Origin of the sequence: Parasedimentitalea denitrificans (genome assembly GCF_011813015.1) — a bacterium.
GTDB lineage: Bacteria > Pseudomonadota > Alphaproteobacteria > Rhodobacterales > Rhodobacteraceae > Parasedimentitalea > Parasedimentitalea denitrificans.
Window position 1 is genome coordinate 22,462 of the sequence record NZ_QHLQ01000001.1, and the last position, 15,297, is coordinate 37,758.

Below are 15,297 nucleotides of genomic sequence, written 5' to 3' on the forward strand. Positions count from 1 at the left end.
GCCTATTTCACATCATTAGGTCAGGATTAATGGGCAACCGCCCCTGCCCCACCTTCGGGATGTCTCAGCGCAGCTCTGGCAGCCGCTGCTTCTTCCTCAGCTTCTTCATCCCATTCGATAGGTTCTGGCAGTTTGGTCAGGGCATGTTTCAGCACTTCGGAGACATGTGAAACCGGGATAATTTCCAGTCCTTCTTTCACATTATCAGGAATCTCCGGCAGATCCTTTTCATTCTCTTTCGGGATCAGCACAGTTTTGACCCCACCACGCAGCGCTGCCAGCAGCTTCTCCTTTAGTCCACCGATTGCCAGTGCATTCCCGCGCAAGGTTACCTCACCCGTCATCGCAATATCCTTGCGAACCGGGATTTGCGTCAGCACAGACACGATGGAGGTTACCATAGCCAGACCGGCACTGGGTCCATCCTTTGGTGTCGCGGCTTCTGGCACGTGAACATGGATATCCCAACGATCAAACCGCGGCGGTTTGACACCAAGCTGAGGCGAGATAGAGCGCACATAAGACGAAGCCGCCTCAATCGACTCTTTCATCACATCACCCAGCTTACCGGTTGTCTTCATCCTTCCCCGGCCAGGCAGACGTAGCGCCTCGATGGACAAAAGTTCACCACCAACTGACGTGTAGGCCAAACCAGTCACAACACCGATCTGATCTTCTTTCTCAGCCAGACCATAGCGGAACTTTTCAACACCAAGGAAGTCATCGAGATTGTCGGCAGTGACAGAAACTCTGTCAGCTTCTTTCTTGATGATCTTGGTCAGCGATTTACGCGCCACCTTGGCAATTTCACGCTCAAGGTTCCGCACACCGGCCTCGCGGGTGTAGGTGCGGATAATCTCAGTCAGCGCCTCGTCTGTCAGTTCAAATTCCTTGGCCTTCAGACCGTGGTTTTTGACCTGCTTGGAAATCAGGTGCTGCTTGGCGATCTCGCGTTTTTCATCCTCGGTATAGCCAGACAGAGGGATGATCTCCATCCGGTCCAGCAGCGGCCCAGGCATGTTGTAGCTGTTCGATGTGGTCAGGAACATCACGTTCGAGAGGTCGTACTCGACCTCCATATAGTGGTCGACAAAAGTCGAGTTCTGTTCCGGATCAAGCACTTCGAGCATCGCAGAAGCCGGATCACCACGGAAGTCCTGCCCCATCTTGTCGATCTCATCGAGCAGGATCAGCGGGTTGGTAGTTTTTGCCTTTTTCAGCGCCTGAATGATCTTGCCAGGCATCGAACCGATATAAGTCCGGCGGTGGCCGCGGATCTCACTCTCGTCACGCACTCCACCTAGTGAAATACGGATGAACTCACGCCCAGTGGCACGTGCCACAGACTTGCCCAACGATGTCTTACCAACACCCGGGGGGCCAACGAGGCACAGAATGGGGCCCTTCAGCTTAGCCGAACGCTGTTGCACCGCAAGGTATTCAACAATGCGCTCTTTGACCTTCTCCAAACCATAGTGATCTGCATCCAGAATATCCTGCGCTTTGCCCAGATCCTTTTTCACACGGGACTTGGTGCCCCATGGGATCGACAGCATCCAGTCAAGATAGTTGCGCACAACTGTGGCCTCGGCCGACATCGGCGACATATTCTTGAGCTTCTTCAGCTCGCCGTCGACCTTTTCACGGGCTTCTTTGCTCAGTTTAGTTTCGGCAATCTTGGCTTCCAATTCAGCCAGTTCACCTTCGCCCTCTTCACCGTCACCCAGCTCCTTCTGAATAGCCTTCATCTGCTCATTCAGATAGTATTCGCGCTGGGTCTTCTCCATTTGAGTTTTAACGCGGGTTTTGATCTTCTTTTCGACCTGCAACACAGACATTTCGCCCTGCATCAGGCCATAGACTTTCTCAAGCCGCTCGGACACGGACAGCGTTTCCAGAAGGTCCTGCTTTTGCTCAACCTCGATGCCCAGATGACCGGCAACCAGATCAGCCAGTTTTGCAGGTTCGGCAGATTCACCGACGGCCGACAGGGCCTCTTCGGGGATATTCTTGCGCACCTTGGCATAGCGCTCAAACTCGTCTCCAACAGTGCGCAACAGCGCCTCGGTTGTAGTGACGTCACCCGGAATTTCGGTCAGATATTCAGCACGCGCTTCAAAGAAATTATCGTTTTCCAGATATTCGGTAATGGTGACCCGGGCGTGCCCTTCAACCAGCACTTTCACCGTGCCATCTGGCAGCTTCAGCAATTGCAGAACATTGGCCAGAACACCAACGGAATAGATCCCTTCGGATTCAGGATCATCCTCGGCTGGATCGATCTGGCTACTCAGCAAAATCTGCTTATCGTCGGCCATCACCTCTTCCAAGGCGCGCACCGATTTTTCCCGGCCCACAAACAACGGTACGATCATGTGGGGGAAGACCACGATATCCCGCAACGGCAGTACGGGATAGGAAGAATTAAGAGGCTCTTGCATAGTCGGTCCTTACTTTTGGCAAGACGATCCGGTCCCGAAATACGGCAACCTTGGTTCGTCTCCTCATTGGATCTGTTAATCTGGTGCGGCAGCCGTTGGATTACAACCATCTAGCCGTCAGCTTGGAACGCAGTTTGCCCTCAGCCGCGTATGATCACAAGGTATCAAATGGGGCCAGGGTGATCAAAACCCTAATATAACTCTTGCCAGCCCCTAGTCGTGGGGCTGAGTTTCTTTTTGCAAGAAAAACTCCCGCCGGAGGCTCCCGCATTCACACCAACTCAGGCCCATTGCGGCTCAAAGCGGCTCAACATCACCCTGTTCACGTCCAGCGTGGAAGTCCGCCTGCCAGGAGGTAAATGTCCCCGCCGCAATAGCCTCCCTCATACCCGCCATGATATCCTGAAAGTATTGCAGGTTATGCCAAGTCAACAGCATGCCGCTGATCATCTCATTGCTACGGAACACATGGCTTAAATAGGCCCGTGAATAGTTGCGACAAGCTGGACAGGAACAGTTCTCATCCAAGGGTCGCGGGTCGTCAATGTGGCGTGCATTCTTGATGTTGACTACACCGTGGCGGGTATAGGCCTGCCCGGTACGTCCTGATCGAGATGGCAACACGCAATCCATCATGTCGATGCCACGAGCCACCGCCCCAACGATATCGTCAGGCTTGCCAACCCCCATCAGGTAACGAGGCTTGTTTACAGGCAGCATGTCCGGTGCATAGTCCAGCACTCCAAACATTGCGTCTTGCCCCTCTCCCACGGCCAAACCACCAACCGCATAGCCGTCAAACTCAATCTCCCGCAACTTTTCAGCGCTCTCCGCCCTCAGCTCTTGCGTCACACCGCCCTGCTGAATGCCAAACAGCGCATGGCCAGGCCGGTCCCCAAATGCATCGCGAGACCGCGCGGCCCATCGCATCGACATACGCATACTTTCAGCAACTTTCTCGTCAGTCGCGGGCAAGGCCGGGCACTCGTCAAAACACATAACGATATCGCTACCCAATAGCTTCTGGATCTCCATCGAGCGTTCAGGCGTGATCTCGTGCTTGGAACCGTCCACATGACTTTTGAAAGTCACGCCCTTCTCGGTCAGTTTCCGCAGAGCCGCCAGCGACATCACCTGAAACCCACCCGAGTCCGTCAGGATAGGACGCTCCCAGTTCATGAACTTGTGCAGTCCACCCAGGCGATCAATCCGCTCCGCCGTCGGCCGCAACATCAGATGATACGTATTGCCCAACAGAATATCGGCACCCGTCGAGCGCACGCTCTCTGGCATCATTGCCTTGACTGTTGCCGCTGTCCCAACTGGCATAAACGCAGGAGTGCGGATATCACCGCGCGGTGTCGAAATCACCCCGGTGCGAGCTTTTCCATCGGTGGCATGCAGATCAAAAGTGACTTTCGGCGACATCGGTATTTCCTCATCCTTGGGCACGGGTGGGCACAGCTTGGCGCGTTTGCCCTATTCAGATAGAATTGACAAGCCTTGTGCCTGCTTGCCACAGCCGCTCCCAAGGCCCATACATAGGTTGAAATCAAGGGGTACGCCCCCACATGTATACCATAGTACACAAATTTTGAGGCACCAAAATGAACGAAGAACAACTTATTGGTTTAATATCCCAGAACGTTATTTATCTGCTGGGTGCGGTTTTCTTGATCATTGTGATCCTGAAAGGCATCCGTATCGTACCCCAATCCGAGAAATATGTCGTTGAACGCTTTGGTCGACTGCACTCAGTGCTTGGCCCAGGCATCAATTTTGTTGTCCCTTTTCTCGATGCAGTAGCACACAAGATCTCAATCCTTGAACGCCAGCTACCTTCGGCCAGCCAGGATGCAATCACCAAGGACAACGTTTTGGTGCAGGTCGAAACTTCGGTATTCTATCGCATCACTGAACCAGAAAAGACCGTTTACCGGATCCGTGATGTTGACGCAGCCATTGCAACAACCGTCGCAGGCATCGTACGTGCCGAGATCGGCAAAATGGACTTGGACGAGGTGCAATCAAATCGCGACCAACTCATCCGCACCATCAAGACCTCGGTTGAGGATGCCGTAGATGACTGGGGCATCGAAGTGACCCGAACCGAGATTCTTGATGTAAACCTTGACCAAGCCACACGCGACGCCATGCTGCAGCAGTTGAACGCAGAACGTGCCCGCCGCGCCCAAGTAACCGAAGCCGAAGGCGCTCGTCGCTCTGTTGAGCTTTCCGCGGACGCCGAGCTTTACGCCGCAGAGCAGATTGCCAAGGCCCGCCGTATTCAGGCCGATGCCGAGGCCTACGCCACAGAAGTTGTTGCGAAGGCGATTAAGGACAACGGCATTGAAGCCGCACAATATCAGGTGGCTCTGAAACAGGTTGAGGCGCTTTCAATCCTTGGCAATGGCGTGGGAAAGCAAACAATCATTGTTCCAGCTGATGCTGTACAGGCCTTTGGCAATGCCTTTAAGATGCTAACAGGAGGCAAGTAATGGTCGACCCGATCTGGTCAACGTGGTGGGTCTGGGCAGCAGCATCGCTGGTGCTCGCCATCATAGAGGTTCTGGCACCAGGCTTCGTTTTCCTGGGCTTTGCCATCGGCGCGGCGGCGGTTGCTCTGATCTTGCTTAACACCGGCATATCGTTTGGATTGCCGATGCTGCTACTGATCTTTGCTGCTCTATCGCTGGTGGCCTGGTTAATCATGCGCCGGGTGTTTGCCCGCCCGCAGGGTCAGGTAAAAACCTTTGATCACGATATTAATGACTAGCGACGAGAGTGTATTTCTTCTTTGAGGAAATACACTCCCGCTGAAGGCATGCGCCGCAAGGCGCAGCCCCTTTTGACTGATTAGCTGTCTGACAATGCAGCGATAATAGGCGCGAAATCCGCCGCCTTGAGGCTGGCCCCGCCAACAAGTGCCCCATCAACATCTTCGACAGCAAAGATATCATTCGCATTGGCGGCCTTAACCGAACCGCCATACAGCAAGCGTACTGCACTGCCGGTTTCTTCTCCGAACCGTTCTACTAGTCGCCCCCGCAAGAAGGTATGGACCTCACCAATTTGTCCCAATGTTGGAACCTTGCCTGTGCCAATAGCCCAGATGGGTTCATAAGCAACAACCAGCGTCTCTCCGGTACAGCCATCAGGAACCGAGCCCTGCAACTGGGCACCGATCACGTCCAGCGTCTCACCTGCTTCCCGTTGCTCCAGGCTCTCTCCCAGACAGACGACCGCAGTCAAACCTGCTGCAATTGCTACTTCTGCCTTGGTCCGAACCATAGCATCACCTTCGCCATGATCAGTCCGACGCTCCGAATGGCCAAGAATGACCGATTTCGCACCAGCGTCCTTCAGCATGTCCACACTCAAATCACCAGTATGAGCCCCCGAAGTGGCTGCGTGACAATCCTGGCCACCGACAGACACGGCGCTGTCACCAGCCACCTCTGCCGCGCGGTGTAGCAATGTTGCCGGTGGGCAGATCAGGATATCTACCGTAGCCGTCGCATTGGCCTGGGCCAGAGCTTTCAGTTCGGCCAATGCCGCACTGGTGCCGTTCATTTTCCAATTACCCGCTGCCAACTTCCGCCGCATCTGCTGCCTCCTGATTGATTTTCAAGCTGTGGTAACACTGCCAACGCACCGAGACAATTGCCCCAAACGCTAGGACGCAATTACAAGTGGTGCAAAAACAAAAAAGGCGGGCAAAGCCCGCCAATCACTCTCTGTCGAGCTCTGTTCCCTCAGATGCTTGGCATTTCTTTGAAACTGATCGACTCGCCACAGCCACATGCATCAGAAACATTAGGGTTGTTGAACTTGAACCCGGCCTCTAGCAGCGAAACCTCGTAGTCAATTTCGGTCCCGAACAGAAACATCTGCGCCATCGGTGCGATCATCACACGGGCGCCGTCTTGTTCAACCACCTCATCATTTGGATCAGGTTCGCCGACATATTCCATGGTGTATTCCATGCCGGCACAGCCACCCTTCTTCACGCCGATCCGCAGACCTGCATGACCAGCTTGCTGCATCAACTTGGATATCTGAGCCGCCGCCTTGGGCGTGATGGTGACGGCTTGCTTACCGGGAATGCCAAACATTGATGTCTCCTTGTGCCCTTAATCTAAGGACGCTTGCCGCACGGCTCAACCCCGCCCAGCAAAATGCTTAGAGGGAAAAGATGAACTTCAGGTACAAATTTAGCCGCAAGACTTAGCCTTACAGCCCAACATGTTTACATGAAGCCCAGTTCCAGCCGCGCTTCGTCCGACATCATTTCCATGCCCCAGGGCGGCTCAAACGTCAGTTCGACATCAACGGATTTCACTCCACCAATGGGTTCGATGGCGTCCATAATCCAACCTGGCATTTCGCCAGCCACCGGACAACCCGGCGCAGTCAGCGTCATGGTTACCTTGACGTCACTCTCATCATTAATGTCGATGGTGTAGATTAGCCCAAGTTCGTAAATATTGACCGGAATTTCCGGATCATAAACCGTGCGGATGGCTTCGACCACCGACTCGTACAAAGGATGGCCAACAGAGGAAGGCGCAATCAATGGAGCGCCTTCAAGGGGTTGTGTCGAATTTGTCATCAGGGCTGGGCCTCACGTGTTAACTTGACTGATTATATAGGGATTTTAAAATGGGCCGTCCAGAGGTGGCGTTGCCAAAGATTGGCTTTACCCGCTTACGATTAAAATGCCTCAGCTGGCAGGAAAGTAGCTAGCAGCCAAGCACGCTCATAGTTGCCTAGTTTGCCACCGATTTTCCCTTGGCTACGGCTGCAATTGTCACTTGGCTAAAATTAGTTGGGAGTATTTCTGGCCCAGTTCACTCCGCAGAACTACATATATAGATAGCTCCTTAACCGTCAAAATTGAGAGAGCCCAAGCCAAGTATCAAGTCAAAGGTCAACCGATACGGAAATAGCCCAACACCCAGACCACATCACCTGACGTTCCAATTTGGAGGTTAAGATTATTCGGACACATGCAAAGCCTTTGCCACGCACTGTTCTGGCTCTGACCGTCGGTTTTTTGCTTCAACCGCAACCGATGGCGGCACAGGACAAGTGGGACTTTGTAGTTGCTCCATATGTATTAGCCCCATCCATTGGCGGAACCACTACCCTAGGCAGGATTGGCGGTGATGTTTCAATTGATCCTGGGGATGTCTGGAAAAACCTCGAGTCCGGCGGCATGCTCCGCATTGAGGGGCGACATGAAACAGGCTTTGGGTTCGCACTGGACTACTCGTTTATGGATCTTGGCAACGGCGCATCCAGTCCAATCGGTGACATCCGGGCTGATTACAACCAATCTGTATTCGAAGCCGTCGCGACTTACCAAATGGACAGAAATGGCGATCAGGTAGACCTTTATGCCGGTCTGCGCCATTGGGATATCGATGCCAAGGCCAATATTCTGACAGGCCCCGCCACCGGCCAAGTAAATCACAAGGCAAACTGGACTGACCCAATTATCGGCCTGCGCTGGCAACGTCGACTTTCACCAGAATGGCGACTGATGATGCAAGGGGATGTGGGAAGCGGAGAATCTGAGTTCACATGGAATGCTATGGGCGGGTTTGCCTATGATCGCTGGGAGAACACCTCAGTTTTCATAATGTACCGCGCTCTTGGGGTAGATTATGAAAAGGGTACCCAAGGCACCTCTTCATACTTTGAATATGACACGGTAACCCAAGGCATTCTGGCAGGTGTTGGGTTCCGCTTCTAAGTCTAACCATACAAATAGGCGCCCCAGTTACTGGAGCGCCCCTTCATTTCACAGTCACAAAACACCTACTTGGTTATGATCTCAGGCCCCATCACCGCATTTGGCAATACGGTCGATAGCCACGGGATATAGGTGATCATGATCAGGAACACGAAGAGCACAGCCAGGAACGGCAGAGCAGCTCGCACCACGGACATCATCGGCATACCCGCCACACCTGAGGTCACGAACAAGTTCAGACCAACCGGCGGAGTAATCATACCGATCTCCATGTTCACCACCATGATGATGCCAAGGTGGATCGGATCAATGCCCAGCTCGATTGCAATCGGGAACACCAGTGGCGCCACGATAACTAGCAGTCCCGACGGCTCCATGAATTGACCACCGATCAACAGGATCACGTTGACCACGATTAGGAACATCACCGGCCCAAACCCTGCCGACAGCATCGCATTTGCAATGGTCTGTGGCACTTGTTCATCTGTCAGAACGTGCTTTAGGATCAATGCGTTGGCGATAACGAACAGCAGCGTGACTGTCAGCTTACCCGCCTCAAACAGCGTATGCTTGGTATCCTTGTGGAAGAATGCGGTGACCAACGCCAGCGGCTTTTTCAGCAGGCTATTCTTGGCCTCGCCTTCCCCATTCGAAAGCGGCCCCATGTCCTTGTAGACAAAGCTGGCAATGAAGAAGGCATAGACAGCCGCCACCGCCGCAGCCTCGGTCGGGGTAAAGATACCTCCATAGATACCGCCCAGGATGATCACGATCAGGAACAAGCCCCAACCGGCCTCACGAGCCGAGGCAAAGATTTCTCCCCACCCCTGCCATTCGCCTTTAGGCAGGTTCTTGACCTTGGCCATGATATAGATCGTCACCATCAGCATGATGCCAGCCAATAGGCCCGGAATGACCCCGGCCAGGAACATCCGGCCAACCGAAACTTCAACCGCAGCAGCGTATACCACCATAACAATCGACGGAGGGATCAGAATGCCCAGCGTACCGGCATTACAGATCACACCCGCCGCGAATTCCTTGGTGTAACCAACCTGGCGCATACCAGCGATCACAATCGACCCGATGGCAACCACGGTTGCTGGCGACGACCCCGAAAGGGCCGCAAACAACATACAGGCAAACACGCCCGCAATAGCCAGGCCACCCGGCAAATGCCCCACACAGGCGATCGAGAAGCGGATGATCCGCCGCGCAACACCGCCTGTGGTCATGAACGACGAGGCCAGAATAAAGAACGGGATCGCCAGCAGGGTGAAATGCCCCTCAAAGGCCTCGAACAATGTGCCAGCAACCGAAGCCAGCGAGCTGTCGGAATAGACCAGCAGGAACAGAGTGGAACTCAGGCCTAGGGACACCGCGATCGGCACCCCGATCAGCATCATGCCAATCACTAGGGAAAATAATAGGACAACGTCCATCAGTCGCGCTCCTCGTTCTGCTGAGCACGCATGGCTTCCAGCTCGTCTTCTACTTCATGACTGGCCACCAGCCGGTCCAACTCTCCACGCCAGATCTGCAATGCAGCCTGACCAAACCGCAGCACCAGCAACAACATCGACAGCGGCAACACAATATAGGGCACCACCTTGGGCAGCTTTTCATAGGCTTCGCCGTAGTTGATCAGCCCCTCCAGCCAACTCAACCAGGCTACCATCGGCACGTCTTGCACCTCGTAAAAACTCTGACTGCGCGCCTTCATGTCGAACCCTGTAGGGAACCAACGCCCCGAGGTCGGCGGCAGATCGGCAAACACCGCCCAATAGTCATAGGCGCCTTTCAGCAGCAGCAAGGAAAACGCCAGACAACAGCCCACCGAGATCAGCGCCAGCATCCGTCGTGGTGCCGGGGCCAACATGTTCAGAATAGCGTCTACGCCCAGATGTGCGTGGGTTTTCACCGCATAGGACGCGCCCAGCAGTACCAGCCAGGCAAACAGGAACACAGTCAGCTCCAACGCCCACAGAATGTTTGAGTTAAAGACAAAACGCGCCACCACATTGGCAAATGTGATAATCGTCATCAGACCCAAAAGCCCGGCGATCACGTTTTCCTCTATTGAATTGATAAACCCGGACGGACCGGTCCTTGCCCCCGACATATCGCTATCCCCATTTTTTGGAAGTCGTTCGGTGCAGCACCACACTTGGGCGCTGGAAATGTGGGGCGCGTGTTACCACGCACCCCACGGTGATCTGACTTACAGACCTGCGTTGATTGCCTGAGCGGCGTCGATCTTGTCCTGGCCTACGTCGCCAGCAAACTGAGACCAAACTGGCATCATAGTGTCGACCCACTGCTGACGCTGCGTCGCGTCCAACTGACGGATTGTGCCACCTGCTTCAACGATGGATGCTTTTGCAGCTTCGTTCACCGCAAAGGCTTCACTGTTGCGTGTCTCTGTGACTTCACCCAGAATTGTCAGGAACTGCTCGCGCACAGGCGCGTCCAGGCTTTCCAGCCAGTCAACATTGGTCACAACCAGATAGTCGATGATACCGTGGTTGGTTTCTGTCACGCCGTCCTGAACTTCAAAGAACTTCTTGCCGTAGATGTTCGACCAGGTGTTCTCCTGACCGTCCACAACACCCTGCTGCAGCGCGCCGTAAACTTCCGAGAACGCCATTTTCTGTGGCGAACCACCGATAGCTTCCATTTGCGCAACCAGAACGTCGCTGGACTGAACGCGGAATTTCAGACCGTTTGCGTCGGTAGGTGCAACCAGTGGCTTGTTCGCAGACATCTGCTTCATGCCATTGTGCCAAAACGCCAGACCTTGCAGACCGCGGCGCTGCATGCTGTCCAGCAGGGCCTGACCATCTTCAGAGGCTTGGAACGCGTCAACTGCTTCGATGTTCTTGAACATGAACGGAAGATCGAACAGGCGGAACTGCTTGGTGAACTTTTCAAACTTAGACAGCGAAGGCGCCGCCAGTTGAACATCGCCCTGCAACATGGCTTCCAGAACCTTGTTGTCGTTATACAGCGTGGAGTTCGGGAAGACCTCCATGCACATGGTGCCGTTCATCTCTTCGTTGACACGTGCTTCCAGCAGTGAGGCTGCGATGCCCTTTGGGTGCTTGTCAGTGTTGGTCACGTGGGCAAATTTCACCACGATCTCGCCAGTGTCACAGGCCGCGATTGCAGCGCCGGCGGTTACGGTCAAGGCCATTGCCGTTGCGGCTGTTGTCAAAAATTTCATTATACCCTCCCAGGTAGTCAATCTCCGTCTCTCCCCAACAGAGAGCTCCGAGCGATAGCATCGCGCCAAGCGAAAAGTCGCTCAACCGTTGTTTTTAAATTTGCAAAAAACATGATAATTTCGAACGATTACAAAACACTATGGCGGTCAGATCGACCTGCCAATTTTCTCTGACGGCTAAGATGTGCGGTTTCCCACACAGCGGAAAGTTCAGTTTGTGCGAAATTCCGCACAAACCTTGAATTACACTTACAATCCTGATTCACACAACCGCGCTTTCTCAGACCCAGAGCGATGCATCCTGCCAAGGCCCCGGCACAGACAGTGTTCCGGATACAACCTGATCTTGCGGCTGCAGACGAATAGACCGCCAAGCCGGCCCCCATTTCTCAGGCAGCGGGTATGGTGGCGCAACCAGATCGTCCTGACTGAACTCGAAGCGGCTGTAATAGTTTGGATCACCCAGCACAAAGACCTGGCCAATTCCCTCTGCTGTCAACCGCCGAAACCCCTCCCGGATCAGAGTGCTACCAATCCCCAGTTTTTGCAGCTCCCCCATGACAGCAATTGGGCCCAACAGCGCAACGTTACTCCCCGAACCGCCTTTTTCCCCATCAATACTACACATGGTAAAAATTGCATGCCCGACCAATTTCCCATCGGCAAGAGCAGACAATGACAAAACATCTTCCCTGCTTGCCAGCAATTCCTTAACCAACGGCACCAAATCCTCATCTGGAAATGCTTCCTGATAAAGCGGTTCAACATTATCGAAATCACGTGGCAAGGCGTCAGAAATCTGAATATCAAAACTCATGATACTATCCTTGAAAATCACTTGTTACGTACCCGACCTCCGATAATCCTCCGGCCGGATCCCATAACGTGCCATTTTATCATAGAAGGTTTTGCGCGGCAATTTCAGCGCCTGCGCCGCCGCCGCTGCCCGCCCGTTCTGTCGCCCCAATGCCGCGATCAATAACGAACGCTCCACCTGCGCCAGCTGCTCGACCAGCCCCAACCCCGCCGTCTCGGTGGTTTCTTCCGGCATACCCAGCACAAACCGCATCGCCGCCGACATCAGTGAGCGCGCATTGCCCGGCCAGTCCTGCGCCATCAGAGCAGCCAAATGATCTGGGCTGATTTCCGGTACTGCAATCCCGGCCTGCTCCGCAGCCTGTGCCACATAGTGGCGGTACAACACAGGGATATCCTCCGGCCGATCATTTAACGAGGGAACCCGCACACGCATGACATCCAGCCTGTAAAACAGCCCGGCGTTGAATGTTCCCGCCTCAACCAAATCCGCCAAATTGACCGTGGATCCGGCGATAACACGGGTGCCCGCGCCCTGTTCAAGACGATCCAGCACTGCATATTGTGTTGCATCGGGCAAGGCGGAAACCTCATCAATAAAGATCGACCCACCTGCCCCCGCAGTGCACAGCTCATCAAAGTCGGCAGCGCTCAGCCCAGCGCCGGGGCGTTTGACAAACGGTCCCTGTGCCAAATTAGACATGAGATGCACCACCTCAGCGACTTTCGAAATGCCGCTTCCAGGTGGGCCGCTGACCAAGACCTCAGCTCCGGTCGGCGCCACGCTCCGCACCTTCTTGCGCAACCCATCTGCCTGTGGTGAGGTGCCAAACAACATCCGCGCCGCCGGATCGCCACGCTCCAACTGAACCTTTAGCCGCCGGTTCTCCAACACCAAAGCACGCGTTTTCAAAGCCCGTTCCAAAACCGCCAACAGGTCCGCCGCGGCACAGGGTTTTTCGAGGAAATCAAACGCCCCGTGCCCCATCGCCTTCACAGCCATGGGTATATCCCCCTCACCAGTCAGCAAGATCACAGGCAGCTCTTCGTCCACCCCGTGTGCATAATCCAGCAAATGAAAGCCATCCCGCCCCGGCATCCGAATGTCCGACACGATGACCCCGTCAAACTGCGGAGTGATGTGATCCTTGGCCACCACAAAAGACGCAGCCGTGACCGCGTCCAGATCGTTCAACTCCAGTGTCTGCGCCAGCGCATCCCGCACTGCGGCGTCATCATCAACAAGTAACACTTTGCTGGTCATGCAGCGTCTTCCTCAGTCCAGTATTCCAGTTCTACTGTAAACATAGCTCCGCGTTCCGCATTGGTTCCACGAATATTACCACCAAAGCTCTGCACCAATCCGTATGAGATTGACAGCCCCAGCCCCATTCCTTCGGAACTCCCCACCGCCTTGGTTGAATAAAATGGCTCAAACACTTTTTCAGGCTCTTTTATGCCCGGCCCAATGTCACTCACCGTCACCGTCAACTGCTCGCCATCGTTAATTTCCACTCGAACATGGCGATCCTCCTGGTCCAGCATGGCATCGGCTGCATTATTGATCAGGTTGACAAAAACCTGCGCTAACCGCACCTCTCCACCCCAAGCATAAACCGGATCCTTATGCTCAACGGGGTCCCACTCCAAAGTGACCTGATCCGCCTTCAACCGTGCCTCAGTCAATTCCGTCGCTGTATTGATCACCTGTACCAAATCTACCCGGCTAATCGGTTCACTCTCATTGCGAGCAAAGGCACGCAGATTCTTGATAATCCGCGCCATGCGGGTTGCCATATTAGAAATTCGGCCAAGGTTCTCTCCAGCCCGCTCGGCTTTATCCTTGCTCAGAAAAGCACTGCCATTGTCGGCATATTGCTGAATGGCCATCAACGGCTGGTTCAGCTCGTGACTAATCCCCGCAGACATTTGCCCCAGCGCTGACAGTTTCCCCGCCTGCACCAGTTCTTGCTGCGCCAACTTCAGCGCTGCCTCAGCCTCTTGACGCTCCTTAACCTCACGACGCAACTGCACATTGGTCGCCGACAGTGCCCGGGTCCGTTTTACCACCCGGCTTTCTAGCACTGCGTTGGCCAGCGCCAGTGTCCGCCGACGTTCTGTCGCCAGAAACAAAAGTGCGCCAAACGCCAGAAAAATTGCAGCCAGCGCCGCCGCCTGCAGTGTCGCAATGCGGCGCGCCGGAGTGGTATCAAGCAGGATCTCTCCAACCATATCGATCACGGGCAATTCAACCGCTTGATGCAAGGCCTGCTTGGGCAGGTATCTGCCCCAGCCCAACTGCCAGATCTCATGCCCCCCAACCTGGTACGCCGAAAACTCAACCGCTTCACCACTCTTGGGCCGCAAGCCCGGCTCATTTGGCCGTCGCAACCAGAACAACAACTCAGACCTGTTTGAGATAAACACCTCTCCGCTACGCCCAGTAAAGAACACTGCCGGAAGCGAACCACGCCATGTCTGCTCTACATCCTCGACATCTGCGACAACAACCAACGCCCCTCGCACCAATCCATCTGCACCAAAATCCGGAGCGGCATAGAAAAAAGCCCTACGGTTCTGAGGCTGCAAAACCTCATGCCCCTTGCCCAAGGCCCCATAGGTCGCACGGGCGAAATACTCGGCCTCCGAAACATTCGGCCCAGTAATCCCCCTAGCGGCAACCAAAACCCGGCCCGTCGCGTCTGCATAAAACACATCCAAGGCCGCAGTGTGATCTGCCACCTCACGCAGCAGTTTTGTAGCAAGGCGACGATCCTCCTCGCCTTCCAGCTGCCCAAGCACCGGATGCCGCGCCATTAACACCGCCAGCTCCTGGTAGACCTGCAACTGGGTACTGACCCGATCCGAGGCCAATTCCAGATCGGCCTCGCCCTGCCGCGCTAATGCATCCAGCGCCTGACGATAGCCATAGGACCACACCACCGTCGTCACAGTCGCCAAGGCCAGACCAAAGCCCAGCACGATCCAACCTCGATGTCTCAATAGTTTTCTCATTTCAGCACAGTAGCAAAGCCCCCCTTGCATTGACCAGTCGGGTT

General features: G+C 54.5%; 14 protein-coding genes. 3 read left to right on the plus strand and 11 right to left on the minus strand.

Annotated features, from left to right (window positions below):
• Positions 1-26: 26 nt before the first annotated feature.
• Together lon and tgt are read right to left on the minus strand one after the other, a co-directional pair.
• Positions 27-2,441 carry an endopeptidase La gene (gene lon / locus DL239_RS00115; protein ID WP_167681008.1) on the minus strand — a complete coding sequence of 805 codons (2,415 nt, stop codon included), beginning with the start codon at positions 2,439-2,441 and terminating at the stop codon, positions 27-29.
• 297 nt (positions 2,442-2,738) lie between these two features.
• Positions 2,739-3,869 carry a tRNA guanosine(34) transglycosylase Tgt gene (tgt, locus tag DL239_RS00120; protein WP_167681010.1) on the minus strand — a complete coding sequence of 377 codons (1,131 nt, stop codon included), beginning with the start codon at positions 3,867-3,869 and terminating at the stop codon, positions 2,739-2,741.
• A 179-nt stretch (positions 3,870-4,048) separates the two neighbouring features.
• Between tgt and DL239_RS00125 the strand changes: the two genes are divergently transcribed.
• A complete protein-coding gene (locus DL239_RS00125; RefSeq protein ID WP_167681012.1) occupies positions 4,049-4,939 on the plus strand; it encodes an SPFH domain-containing protein in 891 nt (296 codons plus the stop codon).
• Positions 4,939-5,217 carry an NfeD family protein gene (locus DL239_RS00130; RefSeq protein ID WP_167681014.1) on the plus strand — a complete coding sequence of 93 codons (279 nt, stop codon included), beginning with the start codon at positions 4,939-4,941 and terminating at the stop codon, positions 5,215-5,217. The genes DL239_RS00125 and DL239_RS00130 overlap by 1 nt, the downstream gene beginning before the upstream one ends.
• A gap of 80 nt (positions 5,218-5,297) precedes the next feature.
• Here the strand turns inward: DL239_RS00130 and tpiA are convergent, their stop codons facing one another.
• The 3 genes from tpiA to DL239_RS00145 all read right to left on the minus strand — a co-directional run bounded on the left by tpiA (position 5,298) and on the right by DL239_RS00145 (position 7,053).
• Positions 5,298-6,047, minus strand: coding sequence for a triose-phosphate isomerase (tpiA, locus tag DL239_RS00135; RefSeq protein WP_167681016.1), 750 nt, complete (start codon positions 6,045-6,047; stop codon positions 5,298-5,300).
• A gap of 149 nt (positions 6,048-6,196) precedes the next feature.
• The gene (locus tag DL239_RS00140) at positions 6,197-6,556 is read right to left on the minus strand and encodes a HesB/IscA family protein (RefSeq protein ID WP_167681018.1); all 360 of its coding nucleotides are present in this window, start codon (positions 6,554-6,556) and stop codon (positions 6,197-6,199) included.
• Between the two features lie 134 nt (positions 6,557-6,690).
• The gene (locus tag DL239_RS00145) at positions 6,691-7,053 is read right to left on the minus strand and encodes an SUF system Fe-S cluster assembly protein (RefSeq protein ID WP_167681020.1); all 363 of its coding nucleotides are present in this window, start codon (positions 7,051-7,053) and stop codon (positions 6,691-6,693) included.
• Positions 7,054-7,461: 408 nt separating this feature from the next.
• Between DL239_RS00145 and DL239_RS00150 the strand changes: the two genes are divergently transcribed.
• Entirely contained in the window at positions 7,462-8,199 is a 738-nt protein-coding gene (locus tag DL239_RS00150; RefSeq protein WP_167681022.1) for an outer membrane protein, read from the plus strand.
• A gap of 65 nt (positions 8,200-8,264) precedes the next feature.
• Here the strand turns inward: DL239_RS00150 and DL239_RS00155 are convergent, their stop codons facing one another.
• The 6 genes from DL239_RS00155 to DL239_RS00180 form a co-directional block, all read right to left on the minus strand.
• The gene (locus tag DL239_RS00155) at positions 8,265-9,641 is read right to left on the minus strand and encodes a TRAP transporter large permease (RefSeq protein WP_167681024.1); all 1,377 of its coding nucleotides are present in this window, start codon (positions 9,639-9,641) and stop codon (positions 8,265-8,267) included.
• Complete coding sequence (locus DL239_RS00160; protein ID WP_167681026.1) at positions 9,641-10,321, minus strand: TRAP transporter small permease; 681 nt, start codon at positions 10,319-10,321, stop codon at positions 9,641-9,643. Before DL239_RS00160 ends, DL239_RS00155 begins: the two co-directional genes overlap by 1 nt.
• 99 nt (positions 10,322-10,420) lie before the next feature.
• Positions 10,421-11,422 carry a DctP family TRAP transporter solute-binding subunit gene (locus tag DL239_RS00165; protein WP_167681028.1) on the minus strand — a complete coding sequence of 334 codons (1,002 nt, stop codon included), beginning with the start codon at positions 11,420-11,422 and terminating at the stop codon, positions 10,421-10,423.
• 280 nt (positions 11,423-11,702) lie between these two features.
• Complete coding sequence (locus tag DL239_RS00170; protein WP_167681030.1) at positions 11,703-12,239, minus strand: GNAT family N-acetyltransferase; 537 nt, start codon at positions 12,237-12,239, stop codon at positions 11,703-11,705.
• 24 nt (positions 12,240-12,263) lie between these two features.
• Positions 12,264-13,502 (minus strand): sigma-54-dependent transcriptional regulator, encoded by a 1,239-nt coding sequence (locus DL239_RS00175; protein WP_167681032.1) that lies wholly within the window; start codon positions 13,500-13,502, stop codon positions 12,264-12,266.
• Positions 13,499-15,253 (minus strand): sensor histidine kinase, encoded by a 1,755-nt coding sequence (locus DL239_RS00180; RefSeq protein WP_167681034.1) that lies wholly within the window; start codon positions 15,251-15,253, stop codon positions 13,499-13,501. The genes DL239_RS00175 and DL239_RS00180 overlap by 4 nt, the downstream gene beginning before the upstream one ends.
• Positions 15,254-15,297 lie beyond the last annotated feature (44 nt).

What these genes read in the sequence shown, in the direction of transcription:
- lon (WP_167681008.1), bottom strand. Translation starts at nt 2,441, where the DNA reads ATGCAAGAGCCTCTTAATTCTTCCTATCCCGTACTGCCGTTGCGGGAT.
- tgt (WP_167681010.1), bottom strand. Translation starts at nt 3,869, where the DNA reads ATGTCGCCGAAAGTCACTTTTGATCTGCATGCCACCGATGGAAAAGCT.
- DL239_RS00125 (WP_167681012.1), top strand. Translation starts at nt 4,049, where the DNA reads ATGAACGAAGAACAACTTATTGGTTTAATATCCCAGAACGTTATTTAT.
- DL239_RS00130 (WP_167681014.1), top strand. Translation starts at nt 4,939, where the DNA reads ATGGTCGACCCGATCTGGTCAACGTGGTGGGTCTGGGCAGCAGCATCG.
- tpiA (WP_167681016.1), bottom strand. Translation starts at nt 6,047, where the DNA reads ATGCGGCGGAAGTTGGCAGCGGGTAATTGGAAAATGAACGGCACCAGT.
- DL239_RS00140 (WP_167681018.1), bottom strand. Translation starts at nt 6,556, where the DNA reads ATGTTTGGCATTCCCGGTAAGCAAGCCGTCACCATCACGCCCAAGGCG.
- DL239_RS00145 (WP_167681020.1), bottom strand. Translation starts at nt 7,053, where the DNA reads ATGACAAATTCGACACAACCCCTTGAAGGCGCTCCATTGATTGCGCCT.
- DL239_RS00155 (WP_167681024.1), bottom strand. Translation starts at nt 9,641, where the DNA reads ATGGACGTTGTCCTATTATTTTCCCTAGTGATTGGCATGATGCTGATC.
- DL239_RS00160 (WP_167681026.1), bottom strand. Translation starts at nt 10,321, where the DNA reads ATGTCGGGGGCAAGGACCGGTCCGTCCGGGTTTATCAATTCAATAGAG.
- DL239_RS00165 (WP_167681028.1), bottom strand. Translation starts at nt 11,422, where the DNA reads ATGAAATTTTTGACAACAGCCGCAACGGCAATGGCCTTGACCGTAACC.
- DL239_RS00170 (WP_167681030.1), bottom strand. Translation starts at nt 12,239, where the DNA reads ATGAGTTTTGATATTCAGATTTCTGACGCCTTGCCACGTGATTTCGAT.
- DL239_RS00175 (WP_167681032.1), bottom strand. Translation starts at nt 13,502, where the DNA reads ATGACCAGCAAAGTGTTACTTGTTGATGATGACGCCGCAGTGCGGGAT.
- DL239_RS00180 (WP_167681034.1), bottom strand. Translation starts at nt 15,253, where the DNA reads ATGAGAAAACTATTGAGACATCGAGGTTGGATCGTGCTGGGCTTTGGT.